The following is a 12961-nucleotide window of genomic DNA, read 5'->3' as shown; positions in this document are numbered from 1 at the left end:
GCAGGTCGCCTCGGGATAAGCGATGCAGATTACGGCGCTCACCCGCTATATTCGATGGTGGGGTGGGATGAAATCGCAGCAAGGGGGCGCTGGCATCATGGCGGCGAGCGAGACGGGGCCGGCTTTCCACGCGATCACGACGCGGGCCCTGAAGCGCGAAGGCTTTGTCGGCGACTATATCTGGGTCGACTGCCGCGAGGGCCGGCTCGAGCTGATCGGCGAGAAGGCCGGCCAGATCCGGCTGGCGCCCAAAGACATCCAGCGCCTCCGGATCGGCTACGAAGAGACCAAATACAGCAAGATCTACCAGACCGTGATCTGGCGGCAGGGCGCCGCCAAGCCGCTCGATCTGACGCCGTTAAGTGAGCATCGCGTCAATTATGCCGTGACGGTGCGCGTATTCGCCGGCCAGATGGTGGCCTCGGGTTTTCAGAATCGGGTCGAGCGCGGCGTGTCGAAATTCTCGGCGATCCTGGGACCGGTGCTGATCGGGATCCTGGTCCTGGCCGCCCTTTGCATATCGATCTTCGTGCTGACCGAAGAGCCCTGGTGGGGTCGCATGATCGTGCCCTTCATCCCCATCGTTCTTCTCGGTTTCCTGATCTGGAACATGATGGCGCGGCAAATGCCACGTCCGATCCGGAATCTCGCGGAGCTCGACAAGCAGCTGCCGTGAGCCCAGCCGGGCCAAATCGGCATCACTTCACCGCGCCCATGGTGAGGCCGCGCACCAGATGGCGCTGGACCAGAAGCGCGAAGACCACGATCGGGAGCGCGCCGACGACGCCGGCCGCCGACATCGAGGCCCAGTCGGTGTCGATGCGACCGATCAGGGTCGCGGTGCCGCGCGGCATGGTCATCGCGGCGGGCGTGGCGGTCAGAACCAGCGCGAACAGGAATTCGTTGAAGGTGACGATGACGGCGAAGATTGCGGTCGCGGCCATGCCCGGTGCCGCGAGCGGCAGGGTGATGCGCCGGAACGCGGTCAGGCGCGAATCGCCGTCGACCATCGCCGCCTCTTCGAGATCGACGGGAATCTCGCGGAAGAAGCTCTCCATCATCCAGACGCAGAAGGTGATGTTGAGCGCCGTGTAGGTGATGATCAGCCCGAGCCAGGTGTTGAGCAGGTTGAGAGAGAGCATCAGGAGATAGACGGGGATCAGGATCACGACCGGTGGCACGATCCGCAAGGTCAGGAGCGACAGGCCCACCACGCGCTCCATACGGAAGCGAAGGTGGAAACGCGCGATCGCATAGGCCGCGAGCGAGCCCACCACCAGCGACAGCAGTACCGATGCCGCCGTCACCGCCAACGAGTTCATCATGTAGGCACCGAACTCGCGCTCGGAGAAGAGGTGGCGATAATTGTCGAAGGAAGGCGAATGCGGGTAGAGCGTCGCGTCCTGGGTGATTTCCTGGTTCGATTTGAGCGAGGCCGCGACCATCCAGTAGATCGGCAGCAGCACGATCAGCAGCAGAAATCCGGTCACGAAGGCCCGCGCCAGGCCCATCGCCCATACCCGCCGGCGATGGGCGGTCCCCATCATGTCGGGCCCGCCCGGCGCAACAGCCGTACGGCCGCGAGCGCCAGCGCCAGCATGATCAACCCCATGGTAACGAACATGGCGGCGGCGAAGCCGGTCTGCTGGAATTTGAAGGCGGTGTCGTAACCATAGATCGAGATCAACCGCGTGGCCTCGCCGGGTCCACCGCGTGTCAGCACGAAGACCTGGTCGAAGGTGCCGAAGGCGTCGATCGAGCGCAGCACGATGGCGATGGCGAGCACGGGGCGCAGCATCGGCAGGGTGTGATCGACAAAGGTCCGCCAGGCGCCCGCCCCATCGACGCGGGCCGCCTCGAAGGGCTCGGTCGGGAGAGACTGGAGACCCGCCAGCAGGATCAGGAACATCAGCGGCGTCCATTCCCACACATCGAGCGCCACCAGCGCCAGGAACGCCCGGAAGGGATCGCCGAGAATCTGCACCGGCGTGCCGCCCAGATGCTCCGAGAAGGCCGTGAGCATGCCGGCGTCGCTGGCGTAGATGAGCCGGAAGACAATGGCGACCACGACAGGGGTGATCACCATCGGCACGATCAGAACGGTGCGGAGCAACCGGATGCCGCGAAACTCGCGCAGGCAGAACAATGCCAGCGCGAGGCCGAGGACGGTCTCGATCGCGACCGAGAGGCCGACGAAGCGCACCGTCACCCAGAGGGAATTGAGGAACTGCGCATCGCTCCAGAGCGCGATGTAATTGTCGAGGCCGATATTGTTGATCGGCTTGCCGTAGCGCCAGAACTGGGTGCTGGCGCGCAGACCGTCCCAGAGCGGATAGATCAGGACGGCAAACACGATCAGCACGCTGGGCGCAAGCAGCAGGTAGGGCAGGGCCAGATCGAACCCTGCCCCCTGCAGCCTGGCGCGGCGTGCCGATCGCATCGCCCCCTTCATCGATGGCGCCTTACTTGTAGTAGCCCATCTGCGTCAGATACTCGGTCACCTTCTGCGCCGCCACATCGAGCGCGGCACCGCCGCCCGATCCGGCCTGCAGTGCCTTGTTGAGCTCGATGCCGAGCAGTTCCTCGACCTTGGCCCAATCGGGTGTACGCGGCCGCGGCAACGCACCCGAATCCAGTTGCTTCAAGGCCACGGGGATCAGGCGATTGCCCGGATCCTTGACCGCGAAGGCGGTGCGTTTGACCGGAATGGAGCCCGCTTCGGCCAGTTTGGCCTGGATTCCGGCGCTCACATACCATTTGAGGAAAGCGATCGCGTTCGCCTTGTTGGGTGCGGATTTCGGCACGCCCGCGATGAAGATGCCGATCTGGGCGATCGCCTTCTCCTTCTTGGGCACGACGCCGAAATCGAGCTTGCCCACGACCTTCGACTGCGTCGGATCGTCGGCTTTGAGGGCGTTGCCGGAATATTGGATGATGGCACCGGCATCGCCGCCGAGGATGGCGGCACCTTCCTGGTCGGAATCGAACTCGACCACGCCCGGAGGCGCGTTCTGCTTGAGCGGGCCGACGAAGAAGTCGGCCGCGGCCTTTCCCGCCGCCGAGTTGAACGCGACCTTCCATTTGTCGTCGAAAAACTCGCCGCCATAGGAAAGGAAGATCGGATACCAGCTCGTGACGATCGGGTTGCCGCTGACGCCGCGGAACACGATCGGATACTTGATCTTGCCCGCCGCGACGCCGGCCTTCCCGACCTCGAGCAGTTCATCCCAGGTCGCCGGCGCACCCTTCGTATAGACGTCGTTGCGATAGGTGAGGGTCTGCAGATCGCCGACGAACGGCACGCAGATCAGCTTCGGCGTGGCCGATTCGAAGCCCATCACGCGCGGGCCCTGCTGTGGCGGCCACCAGCCCATATCGATCAGCGACTTGATCCAGTCGCCGTCGCCACCGTTGATGCCGCCGGCGCCCAGATCCTCGAGCAGATCGGCAGCACCGAACTGCGGCACCCACGGATCGTCCAGCAGATAGAGATCGTACTGGCCCGCGGCGTTCTTCGCGTCGGCGAACCATTTCTCGAGCGTGACGCCGTACTCGTCCTCGAGGTACTCGATGTCGAATCCCTGCGCCTTGGCCAGCGGAATGATCTTCTCCTTGAACGGCGTCAGACCGCCATCGGCGAAGGCGCCGATGATGACCTTGCCGCCCGCTGCCTCCGCGACCCTGCTCGTTCCCGCAAAGGCCGTCGCCAACGCCAGGCTGGCGCCGCCTTGCAATACCGTCCGTCGGCGGATGGGCCGCCGAAGGGACTGAAAGTCGTTCATCTCTCTCCTCCCTTATTGTTGGGTGTGCGATGCACCACCGTGGTACCGGACGCGTCGAAGAAGCACGCATCGCCGGAGTCGAAGCGAGCACCGATCGTCGATCCGATCGGTGCGGTAAATCCCCGGTTGGCGCGCACAGTGAGACGCTCGTCGCCGACGCGCAGGTCGACCAGCGTCTCGTTACCCATGGGCTCGACGACATAGACCTCGCCCGACAGCGCCGCCGGCTGACCCGGTTCGACGAGTCGGACATCTTCGGGCCGGATTCCCAACTCGGCCACCGAACCGGCGCGGCAGGCCGCGATCCTGCCGGTATCCAGCAGCATCGTGGCGCCACCCAGATGGAGGCCGGCGACATCCACGGCTGCCTGCAGAATGTTCATCGGCGGGCTGCCGACGAAGGTCGCGACGAAGCGGTTGGCCGGCCGATCATAGATCTCGGCCGGCGGCGCCAGCTGCTGCAGCTCGCCATCGCGCATCACGGCGACCAGATCGGCCATGGTCAGCGCTTCGGCCTGATCGTGGGTCACGTAGAGCGTGGTCGCTCCGAGCTTGTGGCAGAGCCGCTTGATCTCGCCACGCATCGAGAGGCGCAGTCGCGCATCGAGATTCGAGAGCGGCTCGTCCATCAGGAAGGCGGCCGGGTCGCGCACGATCGCGCGGGCAAGCGCGATGCGCTGGCGCTGGCCGCCGGAGAGCTGGCGCGGATGGCGATCGAGCAGATGATCGACCTCGAGCGCGCCCGCGACATCGCGCACCATCCGGTCGCGCTCGGCTGCCGCGGTCTTGCGGATCCGCAAGGGGTAAGCGATGTTCTCGGCGACGGTCATATGCGGGTAGAGCGCGTAACTCTGGAACACCATCGCCACGTCGCGATCGCGCGGCTGCAGATGCGTGACGTCGCGCTCGCCGATCAGGACGCGGCCGGCGGTCGGCAGCTCTAGGCCCGCCAGGATTCGAAGCGCCGTGGTCTTGCCGCAGCCCGAGGGACCCAGCAGCGCCAGAAACTTATGGTCGGGGACCTCGAGATCGAGGGCGTGCAGGGCCGCAAAAACGCCAAAGCGTTTTTCGATCGCCTCGTAGCGGACCCCGCTCACAGCGGCGGTCTCTGTGTGGTGGAACGGATCACGAGCGGATTGCTCTGCATCTCACGATGGGAAACATGCCGGCCCTCGCGCGCGGCACCGAGCAGGAGCTCGACCGCGCGCCGGCCCATCTCCTCGGCATCGGACCTGACCGTGGTGAGCTTGATGCGGCAATGCGAAGCGAGGGGCACATCGTCATAGCCGACCACGGAGACATCCTGCGGCACGCGCAGGCCTCGGCGCTCGAGCCGGTCCATCGTCGCAATCGCATGCATGTCGTTATGCGCCACGACCGCCGTCGCGCCGTCATCGAGCACCACCGGCGCCAGCCCGCGTCGCGCGAGGGCGCTGGCGAGGCCGAGCCGCCGACGCTCGCCAGAATATTCGCGCAGATGTTGCGACACGAAGGCGATCCGCCGATGGCCCAGCTTATAGAGGTGATCGACGATCTCCTCCATGGCGGTCTGGTCGTCATGATCGATCACGCCCAATCGGGGATCGTCGGGCTCGCCGAAGGAGGCGAGGACCACCGGGATCTCGCGATCGAGCAGGGTCTTCGGCAATGACGAGCCGAGCGAGGCGCCGCCGATGACGACGCCATCCACCCGCCGCTCGATCAGCGCACGCGCCGCCTCATCCTCGGTCGCGGGCGAGCAATCGGTATGGGCGGCGAGGAGCGCGAAGCCAAGTGCATTGGCCGCGCGTTCCACCCCCACCGCCAACTCGGCATAAAAGAGATTGGTCAGGTCCGGCACCACGATGCCGATCACCTTGCTGCTGCGCACCTTGAGCGCACGCGCGATGGCATTGGGATGATAACCGGTATCGGCGATCGCCCGCTCGACCCGTTCGCGGGTGGCATCCGCCACCAGCGCCTCGCCGCGAATGACGTTGGAGACCGTCGATTTCGAGACGCCCGCTCGCCGGGCGACATCGATCAGGGTGGTCACGCCGCGGCCTCGAGGCGCCCGAGCGCGCGGCGCAGACCATCGACCGAGCGCTGCGTGCCCTCCTCTCCGTCATAACGGGGATCCTCATGTTCGATCGAGATCACCCCGTCATAGCCCGCGGCCCGCATGGCATTGAACAGCGTCACCCAGGTCGCATCGTCATGGCCCTCGCCCACGGATGCGAAATGCCAGGGCGCCTGAGACGGATCGGCGGGCGGCGCGAAATGCAACACGCCATGGCGCCGGATGCGATCGGGATAAAGGATCGTGTCCTTGCCATGCGACCAGCCGATCCGGTCGCCGAACGCCTCGACCACGGTGACGGGGTCGATGCCCTGCCACCAGAAATGGCTCGGATCCATATTGAGGCCGACATTGCGGCCGATATAGGGAAGCAGCGCCTCGAAGCCGGCGCTGCTGAAGATCGTCACGCCCGGATGCATCTCCAGGCAGACCATCACCTCAGGCGCTTCCTGGGCGAGCCAATCGCTGGTCTGACGCCAGAACGGGCCCACTTCATGCTCGAGCTGCCAGGTGAAGAGCCGCTCGTCATCGGCCGACGTGGCCCAGCAGGGAAAGACGCCGAGCGCGCCGCCGGCGGCCCCAGCAGGACAACCGCTCATGGTGATGACGCGGTCGACGCCCATCGCCACCGCGAGCTCGACCGCGGCCTTGAAGCGGGCTTGCGCATCGGCGCGCTTGGCGGGATCGGGATGCAGCAGGTTGCCGGCAGCGTTCACGGCGCCCAGGCGGATGCCATATTCGCGCAACTGCCCGGCGAGACGGTCGCGTTCGGCGCGCTCGCCGACGGTGACGAGATCGAGATGGGGCCGTGGCCAGGGACCCCAGGCGCCGACGCCGAGCTCGATATCGGTGATGCCGCGCTTGGCGCACCAGGCGAACAGATCTCGCCGCCCCAGCTTCGCGAGGGAATCCGAGAAGACACCAATTCTCATGTGGCTGCCTTTCTGAATGCGGAGATCAGGAGTTCGACATCCCGGCGCGCCTGCTCGAGCGTGGTTTGCACCGGTGCCTGGCCGGTCGCGGCGGCATGGAAGGCGCGCAGCTCTTCTCGGAACGCTTCCTCGTAGCTCACGCGGTAGTCGGTGGTTTCGAGCGCGAGGGCGGCGCCCGCGCGCCGCAGCGTGAGACGCGTCGGCAGATGGCGCAGATAGGGCGAGGGAAAGGTCAGCTCGATGATGCGGTCGGTGCCATAGACGGTGATGCGCTCGGTATAGTCGGGCACCCCCGGCAGATTGAGATGGGTCATGCTGACCCGGCCGCCGCTGGGCAGACCGAAGCCGAGCTGGACACCACGGCCTTCGTCAAAGAGGCGGCCGTGATCGGCCTCGGCCGGCATCGACTGGCCATAGTGAGCCAGGATTCCGTGCACCACCGCCACGTCATGAACGAGAGAGGAGAGGAAACCGCCGCTGAGAGCCCGCGCGCCCGCTTCGTCGGGCGTCACGCCTGCGGCCTCGCGCAATTGGCGCGCATTCTCCGAGCGAAACTGGTCGCGCAGCGCGGCCGGCAGATCGCCGGGCGCGACCATCGGCAGATGCGCCACGAAGGGCGCCTGATCGGGGTCGTTGCACTCGACCGAGATGAGCTTCACATCTTCGATGCGGGGCGGCAGCAGCTCGAGCGCGCGCCGGAACGCCGGGTCGTAGCGCTTCATGTAGGCGACCTGGAGCACGCGGCCCGAACGGTCGCGTGCCGTCGCGATCTGGTCGCAGCCGGCGACCGTGAGCGCCAGGGGCTTCTCGCACATCACATGCAAGCCGGCTTCAAGCGCCGTGACCGCGAGCGACGGATGAAAAGGGTCGGGGGCGGCGATCACCACGGCATCGAGGCGCAGGCCCAGAAGTCCCTGGATGTCGGGATGAAGCTCCTCGATCCCGTAGCGCGCGCCCACGGACTGGCGCACGGCGGCCGAGGCATCGGCCAACGCCACGAAGGCGAAGCGCTCGCGCTCTTCCCAGAGATAGAAGGCATGCTCGGCTTGCCCCACGAGGCCGGCACCGACCAAGCCCACCCGCAATCGTTTCATCCAATCCCCCAATTGGAACGATCCAAGTGGCGGAATTCAACACTTCTCGCGATGTGCCGTCAACGGGGGCATGTGGATAAAATCCCCAGGTCCCTGGGCGGCCTGTCTTCGAAAGGGCCTCCGGGGGCTATGAGGTCCGCGACGCTTGGTCGTGGGTGGCGAGGTAGAGAAGGAACGAGGCCAGCACGCAGAGCCCGCCGACCCAGCCCAGGTCGGCGAGGCTGGCCTGGGTGAGGACGAAGGAACCCAGCGCCGCGCCCAGCGAGAATCCCAGATACATGAAGGAGGCGTTGAGCGAGAGGATGATCGAGGCGCCCTTGACCCCGGTGATGCCGATGAGCCGCGCCTGCTGCGCCGGGAAGAAGCCCCATCCAGTGATGCCCCAGACGACGATCGCGACCAGCAAGGGCGCCAGCGCCGCGGTGACGGTCAAGCTATGGGCGATAACGGAGAAGCTGATGAGCGCCAAGCCCATGAGCGGCAGGGTGACCGAGATGACCAGGCGTCCGCCGAAGCGGTCATTGGCGTGACCGCCGAGGAGGAGGCCCGAGAAGGCGGCGGCCCCCCAGAGGAACAGCGCATAGCCGATGCTCGATCCGGCGAGGCCCGTCGTCGCGGTGAGGAAGGGCGCCACATAGGTGTAGACCGTGTAGCCGCCCATCGCCCAGATCGCGGTCGTGCCGAGGGCCAGGAGTGCTGCCGGCTGGCGCACGATGGTGATGCGCTCGCGCAAGCTTGCGACCGCGAGCCCGTCGCCGATCCCCCGCGGCATGCCGAAGAGCAGTCCCAGCAGCGCCAGTGAGGCGAGGACCGCGACGCCGACGAAGGTCATGCGCCAACCGAAATGGGCGCCGATGAAGGCACCCAGCGGGACGCCCAGCGCCACCGCCAGGCTGATCCCGCCGCCGACGATGGCGAGCGCGCGGCCGCGGCGCTCCGGCGGCACCAGCGCGCCGGCGAGCGCATTGGCATTGGGCACATAGAGCCCGGCCGAGAGCGCCAGCAGGATCCGCGCGCCGAGGAGCGAGCCGTAATGGGGGGCCAGGGCGGCGACGACATTCGCAGCCGCGAAGGCCGACATGGAGAGGATCAGGAGCTTGCGCCGGTTCACGGCACCCGTCAGCGCCGTCAGGATCGGCGAGCTCAGTGCGTAGGTCAGCGCGAAGACGCCCATGAGCTGCCCCGCCGCCTGCACGCTGACGGAGAGATCGGTCGCGATCCCGGGCAGGATCGCCGCGATCATGAACCCCTCGGTCCCCACCGCGAAGGTGCCGAGCGCCAGCCAATAGAGCGGCGCGTGATGGAATGGCGCCAAGGCTTCCGATGCGGGTTTCACCGCCACTCCCTGATCGACGGACGAGGCGCTCGGCTCGAGCCCGGTGGCGGGACCGATGCGTTTCAACTCTGACATGGAATAACGATCAGCCCTTTGGGAAATGCGGTGCGGGGACCGTGACAATATCGCCCTCACAGATGACAGGCATTACCCCGCGGTCTTGCCGCCATCGACCGTAACGATCTGGCCCGTGAGGAAGGACGCTTTGTCCGACGCGACGAAGAGGATCGCGTGGGCCAGTTCCTCCGGCGTGCCGATGCGTCCGAGCGGCACGGTGGCAGCGAGCCCGGCCTTCCGTTCAACCGTGCCGGTGAACCGGTTGAGCATGCCCGTGTCGGTCGGGCCCGGTGCCACGGCGTTGACACGCACACCCGAGCCCGCGGCTTCGAGCGCCGCCGATTTCGTCAGACCTTCGACCGCATGTTTGCTGGCGGCATAGACGGAGGCGCCGCGCGCGCCCTCATGGCCATAGGTCGAGGAGATGTTGACGATGCTGCCGCTGCCCTGGCCCTGCATGACGCGAAGCTCATGCTTCAGGCTGAGCAGCGTGCCGAGCACATTGGTATCGAAGGTGTCGGCGTAGCTCTCGGCGGTCTGCTGCGTCACCGGACCCGGCTTGCCCTCGGTGCCGGCATTGTTGATGGCGATATCGAGGCGTCCGAAGCGCGCAACAGTCTTGTCGACCAAGTTGCGCGCGTCGTCGTCCTGACGCACATCGGCGCGGATGAATTCGGCCTCGCCGCCGAGCGCGCGCAATTCCTTCACCAGCGCCTGGCCGGCATCGTCACGCCGGCCGGAGACGACGAGACGGGCGCCCTCTTGGGCAAAAGCGAGAGCCGTGGCACGTCCGATGCCGGTGAGGGCGCCGGTCACGAGAACGACGGGGGTGGCCATGGGGAGTCTCCCTTTGAGAAGCGGAGCCGCGTGAAAACGGCATTGACTTCAATATGGACGGCCGTATTATGCAGTCAAGTGAAAATATGGATGTCTGTAGTTTTCTGTTAAATCATGTTATATCATAGAGTTAATATTTCTCTTCATGCCCTGCCGTCACCCGCGAAAGCGCCGACGCATCTTCAAGCCCGTCGCGCCGGATCAAAATAGATCGCCGCTTTCGCAGGGCTGACGACGGAGCGCGAACGACGACCGAGGGTCGATCACGACCCAAAGCGAGAAATGACGATGGAAGATGACCGCCGCTGCTTTACTGACGATGCCGGCTCGACGGCACCAGTCTCCAAGATGCGCTCACCGAGTATGGCGAAGCTGGTCTGCGCTCCTTGAATCCTTCGATCGCGACGATCACGAAAACCGCGCGCCGTCGTTTCGGAGAATCGGCCGCGCGCATTTTCGTCACTCGCTCCCCTATCATGGCCTCATTCCTCTTCACCGTCGGAAGTCATCATGAGCGCATTGTTTTCGCCCATCACCCTGCAGGGCCTGACGCTTCGCAATCGGATCGTCATCTCGCCCATGTGCCAGTACTCGGCCGATAACGGCCGCGCGACGGCATGGCACATGATTCATCTGGGCCACATGGCGCTCTCGGGCGCCGGCATGCTCTGCATCGAGGCGACCGCTGTCGAACCCGAGGGTCGCATCACGCCGGGTTGCCTGGGCCTTTGGGACGATGCGACCGAAGCGGCGCTGAGGCCCGTCATGGCCGCGATCCGCCAATACTCGAAGATCCCCGTCACGATGCAGATCGCCCATGCCGGCCGCAAGGCATCGAGCCAGCTCCCCTGGGATGGCGGCCAGCTGATTCCGCCCTCGCAAGGCGGCTGGGTGCCTTTTGCCCCGTCGGCCGTCGAGCAGAAGCCGGGCGAGGCGCCGCCGCGGGCGCTCGACAAGGCGGGTCTCGTCCGCGTGCGCAAGGCCTTCGTCGAGACCACCAAGCGCGCGGCCCGGCTCGGCATGGATGCGATCGAGATTCATGGCGCCCATGGCTATCTGATGCATGAGTTCCTCTCGCCCATCCCCAACAAGCGCGAGGACGAATATGGCGGCTCGCTCGAGAATCGCATGCGCTTTCCCCTCGAAGTGTTCGATGCCGTTCGCGCCGCGTTTCCCGCGGACAAGCCCGTCGGCATCCGGGTCTCCGCGTCGGATTGGGTCGAAGGCGGTTGGGACATCGCCCAGACCATCGAATTCGTGAAGGCGCTGAAGAAACGCGGTGTCGCCTGGGTCGACGCCTCCTCGGGCGGCGTCTCGCCCTCGCAGCGCATCACCTTGGGACCCGGCTATCAGGTGCCCTTCGCCCAGGCGATCAAGCAAGCGACCGGCGTCCCCACCATCGCGGTCGGGCTGATCACCGACGTGCCGCAGGCCGAGGAGATCGTCGCGAGCGGCAAGGCCGATATGGTCGCGATGGCGCGCGCGATGCTCTATGACCCACGCTGGCCCTGGCATGCGGCGGCGCAGCTCGGCGCCAGCGTCGAGGCGCCGCCGCAATATTGGCGCGCCCCGCCGCACGACCAGAAGACGCTGTTCGGCAATGTCGTCAATGGCGGGCGCTGAGCGCCGCCGCGAGGTTCAGCGCAGGATTTTTCCGAAGAGGATGCGCTTGAGCCGTTCGACGGGCTCAGGGCTGCGATGCGCCTTGGACAAGAGGTTGGCGCCTTGCAGCGCCGAGACCGTGAAGGCCGCGACCTCGTCGCAATCGAAATCCTTCGGCAGCTCGCCGTTCTTCACCGCAGCCTTGAGGCAATAGGCGATCGAGCGCTGCACCTCGGCGAAGATCTCGAGGACGCGCTGCCGGATGACCTCGCTATGACCGCTCGCCTCGGCGGTGAAATTGCCGAACAGGCAGCCATTGCGCATGCTGTCGCGATTGAGGCGGTTCATGCCCGCATCGATATAGCCGCGCAGACGCTGCAGCGGCGGCAGCGCATCGTTGAGCAGGGTTTCCTGCATCACGCGCTGGCCATTGGCGAAGTAGAGATCCAGCACCTCGAGACCGAAGGCTTCCTTCGACGCAAAGTGATTGGTGAAGGAGCCTTGCGGCACGCCGGCCGCCTGCACGATGTCGCGCACGCTCGCCCCCGCATAGCCCTGCTGGTGCACGACCCGCATGCCTTCGGTCAGGATCTTCTCGCGGTTGGAGGGCTTGGGCATGGCTCTAATATGTTCGTCCATAGTTGGCTGTCAAGCGCGCGAAAGGAGGGCTCGCTCATCGGGCCGCACGAGGCACCAAGGCTTTGTTGCTTCGTTATTTCCTGGCTTGCTGCACGACCCGCCGGCGAGGGTGACGGCGATCTCGTTCGCCCGGACTCTCAGGATCGCGCCGCACCCGGCGCCGCGACCCAGGTCGCCGTCGCCTGGGCGATCAGCCGATCCGGACCGTCGGCCTCGGACCAGATGCGGATGTCGTAGGTGAGCAGGCTCTTGCCGGCGCGCAGCGGCACGGCCTCGGCGATCAGCGGCGGCGCGAAGGCGGGGCGCAGGAAATTCATCAGCAGGCTCGAGGTGACGGCCGTCTCCTCATGCCGGAGGGCGAGCGTCAGCGCATAGGTCGCGACATCCGCCATGGCGAAGAGCACGGGGCCGGCGATCGACCCGCCCGGCCGCCGGATATGCTCATTGCCCACGAGACGGACGCGGCTGCGCCCGGGTTCAGCGGCGATGATCTCCATGCCGAACAGCGCGGCCAACGGCAGATGCGTCGCGACATGGGGGAGAATGTTCTCGAGATTCCATTGCTTCTTGGTCAAGGCGGTTCCCTGCCGAATTCCCGTGGCGGCGCTCCCGATGAGCGCCGC

Annotated in this window: 13 protein-coding genes; 2 read left to right on the top strand and 11 right to left on the bottom strand. The window is 66.0% G+C overall.

The window, feature by feature from the left end:
• Nucleotides 1-22: 22 nt before the first annotated feature.
• Nucleotides 23-676 carry a hypothetical protein gene (locus tag ACREE8_RS19655; RefSeq protein WP_431574706.1) on the top strand — a complete coding sequence of 218 codons (654 nt, stop codon included), beginning with the start codon at nucleotides 23-25 and terminating at the stop codon, nucleotides 674-676.
• 22 nt (nucleotides 677-698) lie between these two features.
• Here ACREE8_RS19655 and ACREE8_RS19650 read toward each other — a convergent pair whose 3' ends face one another.
• The 9 genes from ACREE8_RS19650 to ACREE8_RS19610 all read right to left on the bottom strand — a co-directional run bounded on the left by ACREE8_RS19650 (nucleotide 699) and on the right by ACREE8_RS19610 (nucleotide 10097).
• Complete coding sequence (locus ACREE8_RS19650) at nucleotides 699-1547, bottom strand: carbohydrate ABC transporter permease (protein WP_431574705.1); 849 nt, start codon at nucleotides 1545-1547, stop codon at nucleotides 699-701.
• Nucleotides 1544-2440: a carbohydrate ABC transporter permease gene (locus ACREE8_RS19645; RefSeq protein ID WP_431574704.1), complete on the bottom strand. Its 897-nt coding sequence runs from the start codon at nucleotides 2438-2440 to the stop codon at nucleotides 1544-1546. The genes ACREE8_RS19650 and ACREE8_RS19645 overlap by 4 nt, the downstream gene beginning before the upstream one ends.
• 22 nt (nucleotides 2441-2462) lie before the next feature.
• Nucleotides 2463-3782 (bottom strand): extracellular solute-binding protein, encoded by a 1320-nt coding sequence (locus ACREE8_RS19640; RefSeq protein WP_431574703.1) that lies wholly within the window; start codon nucleotides 3780-3782, stop codon nucleotides 2463-2465.
• Nucleotides 3779-4879 (bottom strand): ABC transporter ATP-binding protein, encoded by a 1101-nt coding sequence (locus ACREE8_RS19635; protein WP_431574702.1) that lies wholly within the window; start codon nucleotides 4877-4879, stop codon nucleotides 3779-3781. Before ACREE8_RS19635 ends, ACREE8_RS19640 begins: the two co-directional genes overlap by 4 nt.
• A complete protein-coding gene (locus ACREE8_RS19630; RefSeq protein WP_431574701.1) occupies nucleotides 4876-5817 on the bottom strand; it encodes a LacI family DNA-binding transcriptional regulator in 942 nt (313 codons plus the stop codon). Before ACREE8_RS19630 ends, ACREE8_RS19635 begins: the two co-directional genes overlap by 4 nt.
• The gene (locus ACREE8_RS19625) at nucleotides 5814-6773 is read right to left on the bottom strand and encodes a sugar phosphate isomerase/epimerase family protein (RefSeq protein ID WP_431574700.1); all 960 of its coding nucleotides are present in this window, start codon (nucleotides 6771-6773) and stop codon (nucleotides 5814-5816) included. Before ACREE8_RS19625 ends, ACREE8_RS19630 begins: the two co-directional genes overlap by 4 nt.
• Nucleotides 6770-7867, bottom strand: a complete 1098-nt coding sequence (locus tag ACREE8_RS19620; RefSeq protein ID WP_431574699.1) for a Gfo/Idh/MocA family protein — start codon at nucleotides 7865-7867, stop codon at nucleotides 6770-6772. Before ACREE8_RS19620 ends, ACREE8_RS19625 begins: the two co-directional genes overlap by 4 nt.
• Before the next feature lie 127 nt (nucleotides 7868-7994).
• The gene (locus ACREE8_RS19615; protein WP_431574698.1) at nucleotides 7995-9278 is read right to left on the bottom strand and encodes an MFS transporter; all 1284 of its coding nucleotides are present in this window, start codon (nucleotides 9276-9278) and stop codon (nucleotides 7995-7997) included.
• A gap of 72 nt (nucleotides 9279-9350) precedes the next feature.
• Nucleotides 9351-10097, bottom strand: coding sequence for an SDR family NAD(P)-dependent oxidoreductase (locus ACREE8_RS19610; protein WP_431574697.1), 747 nt, complete (start codon nucleotides 10095-10097; stop codon nucleotides 9351-9353).
• 510 nt (nucleotides 10098-10607) lie between these two features.
• Between ACREE8_RS19610 and ACREE8_RS19605 the strand changes: the two genes are divergently transcribed.
• Nucleotides 10608-11720 (top strand): NADH:flavin oxidoreductase/NADH oxidase, encoded by a 1113-nt coding sequence (locus ACREE8_RS19605; protein ID WP_431574696.1) that lies wholly within the window; start codon nucleotides 10608-10610, stop codon nucleotides 11718-11720.
• 15 nt (nucleotides 11721-11735) lie between these two features.
• Here ACREE8_RS19605 and ACREE8_RS19600 read toward each other — a convergent pair whose 3' ends face one another.
• The gene (locus ACREE8_RS19600) at nucleotides 11736-12317 is read right to left on the bottom strand and encodes a TetR/AcrR family transcriptional regulator (protein ID WP_431574695.1); all 582 of its coding nucleotides are present in this window, start codon (nucleotides 12315-12317) and stop codon (nucleotides 11736-11738) included.
• 158 nt (nucleotides 12318-12475) lie between these two features.
• Nucleotides 12476-12961: PaaI family thioesterase (locus ACREE8_RS19595; protein WP_431574694.1), on the bottom strand; the 486-nt coding region annotated here is incomplete at its 5' end.

Source organism: Hypericibacter sp. (assembly GCF_050729195.1).
Classification (GTDB): Bacteria; Pseudomonadota; Alphaproteobacteria; order Dongiales; family Dongiaceae; genus Hypericibacter.
Note: the sequence above shows the minus strand (reverse complement) of the source record. Positions and strands in the feature narration are given on the sequence as shown.

Bases quoted from the DNA above. Each gene is read 5' to 3' on its own strand.
- ACREE8_RS19655 (WP_431574706.1), top strand. From the start codon at position 23: ATGCAGATTACGGCGCTCACCCGCTATATTCGATGGTGGGGTGGGATG.
- ACREE8_RS19650 (WP_431574705.1), bottom strand. From the start codon at position 1,547: ATGATGGGGACCGCCCATCGCCGGCGGGTATGGGCGATGGGCCTGGCG.
- ACREE8_RS19645 (WP_431574704.1), bottom strand. From the start codon at position 2,440: ATGCGATCGGCACGCCGCGCCAGGCTGCAGGGGGCAGGGTTCGATCTG.
- ACREE8_RS19640 (WP_431574703.1), bottom strand. From the start codon at position 3,782: ATGAACGACTTTCAGTCCCTTCGGCGGCCCATCCGCCGACGGACGGTA.
- ACREE8_RS19625 (WP_431574700.1), bottom strand. From the start codon at position 6,773: ATGAGAATTGGTGTCTTCTCGGATTCCCTCGCGAAGCTGGGGCGGCGA.
- ACREE8_RS19620 (WP_431574699.1), bottom strand. From the start codon at position 7,867: ATGAAACGATTGCGGGTGGGCTTGGTCGGTGCCGGCCTCGTGGGGCAA.
- ACREE8_RS19615 (WP_431574698.1), bottom strand. From the start codon at position 9,278: ATGTCAGAGTTGAAACGCATCGGTCCCGCCACCGGGCTCGAGCCGAGC.
- ACREE8_RS19610 (WP_431574697.1), bottom strand. From the start codon at position 10,097: ATGGCCACCCCCGTCGTTCTCGTGACCGGCGCCCTCACCGGCATCGGA.
- ACREE8_RS19605 (WP_431574696.1), top strand. From the start codon at position 10,608: ATGAGCGCATTGTTTTCGCCCATCACCCTGCAGGGCCTGACGCTTCGC.
- ACREE8_RS19600 (WP_431574695.1), bottom strand. From the start codon at position 12,317: ATGCCCAAGCCCTCCAACCGCGAGAAGATCCTGACCGAAGGCATGCGG.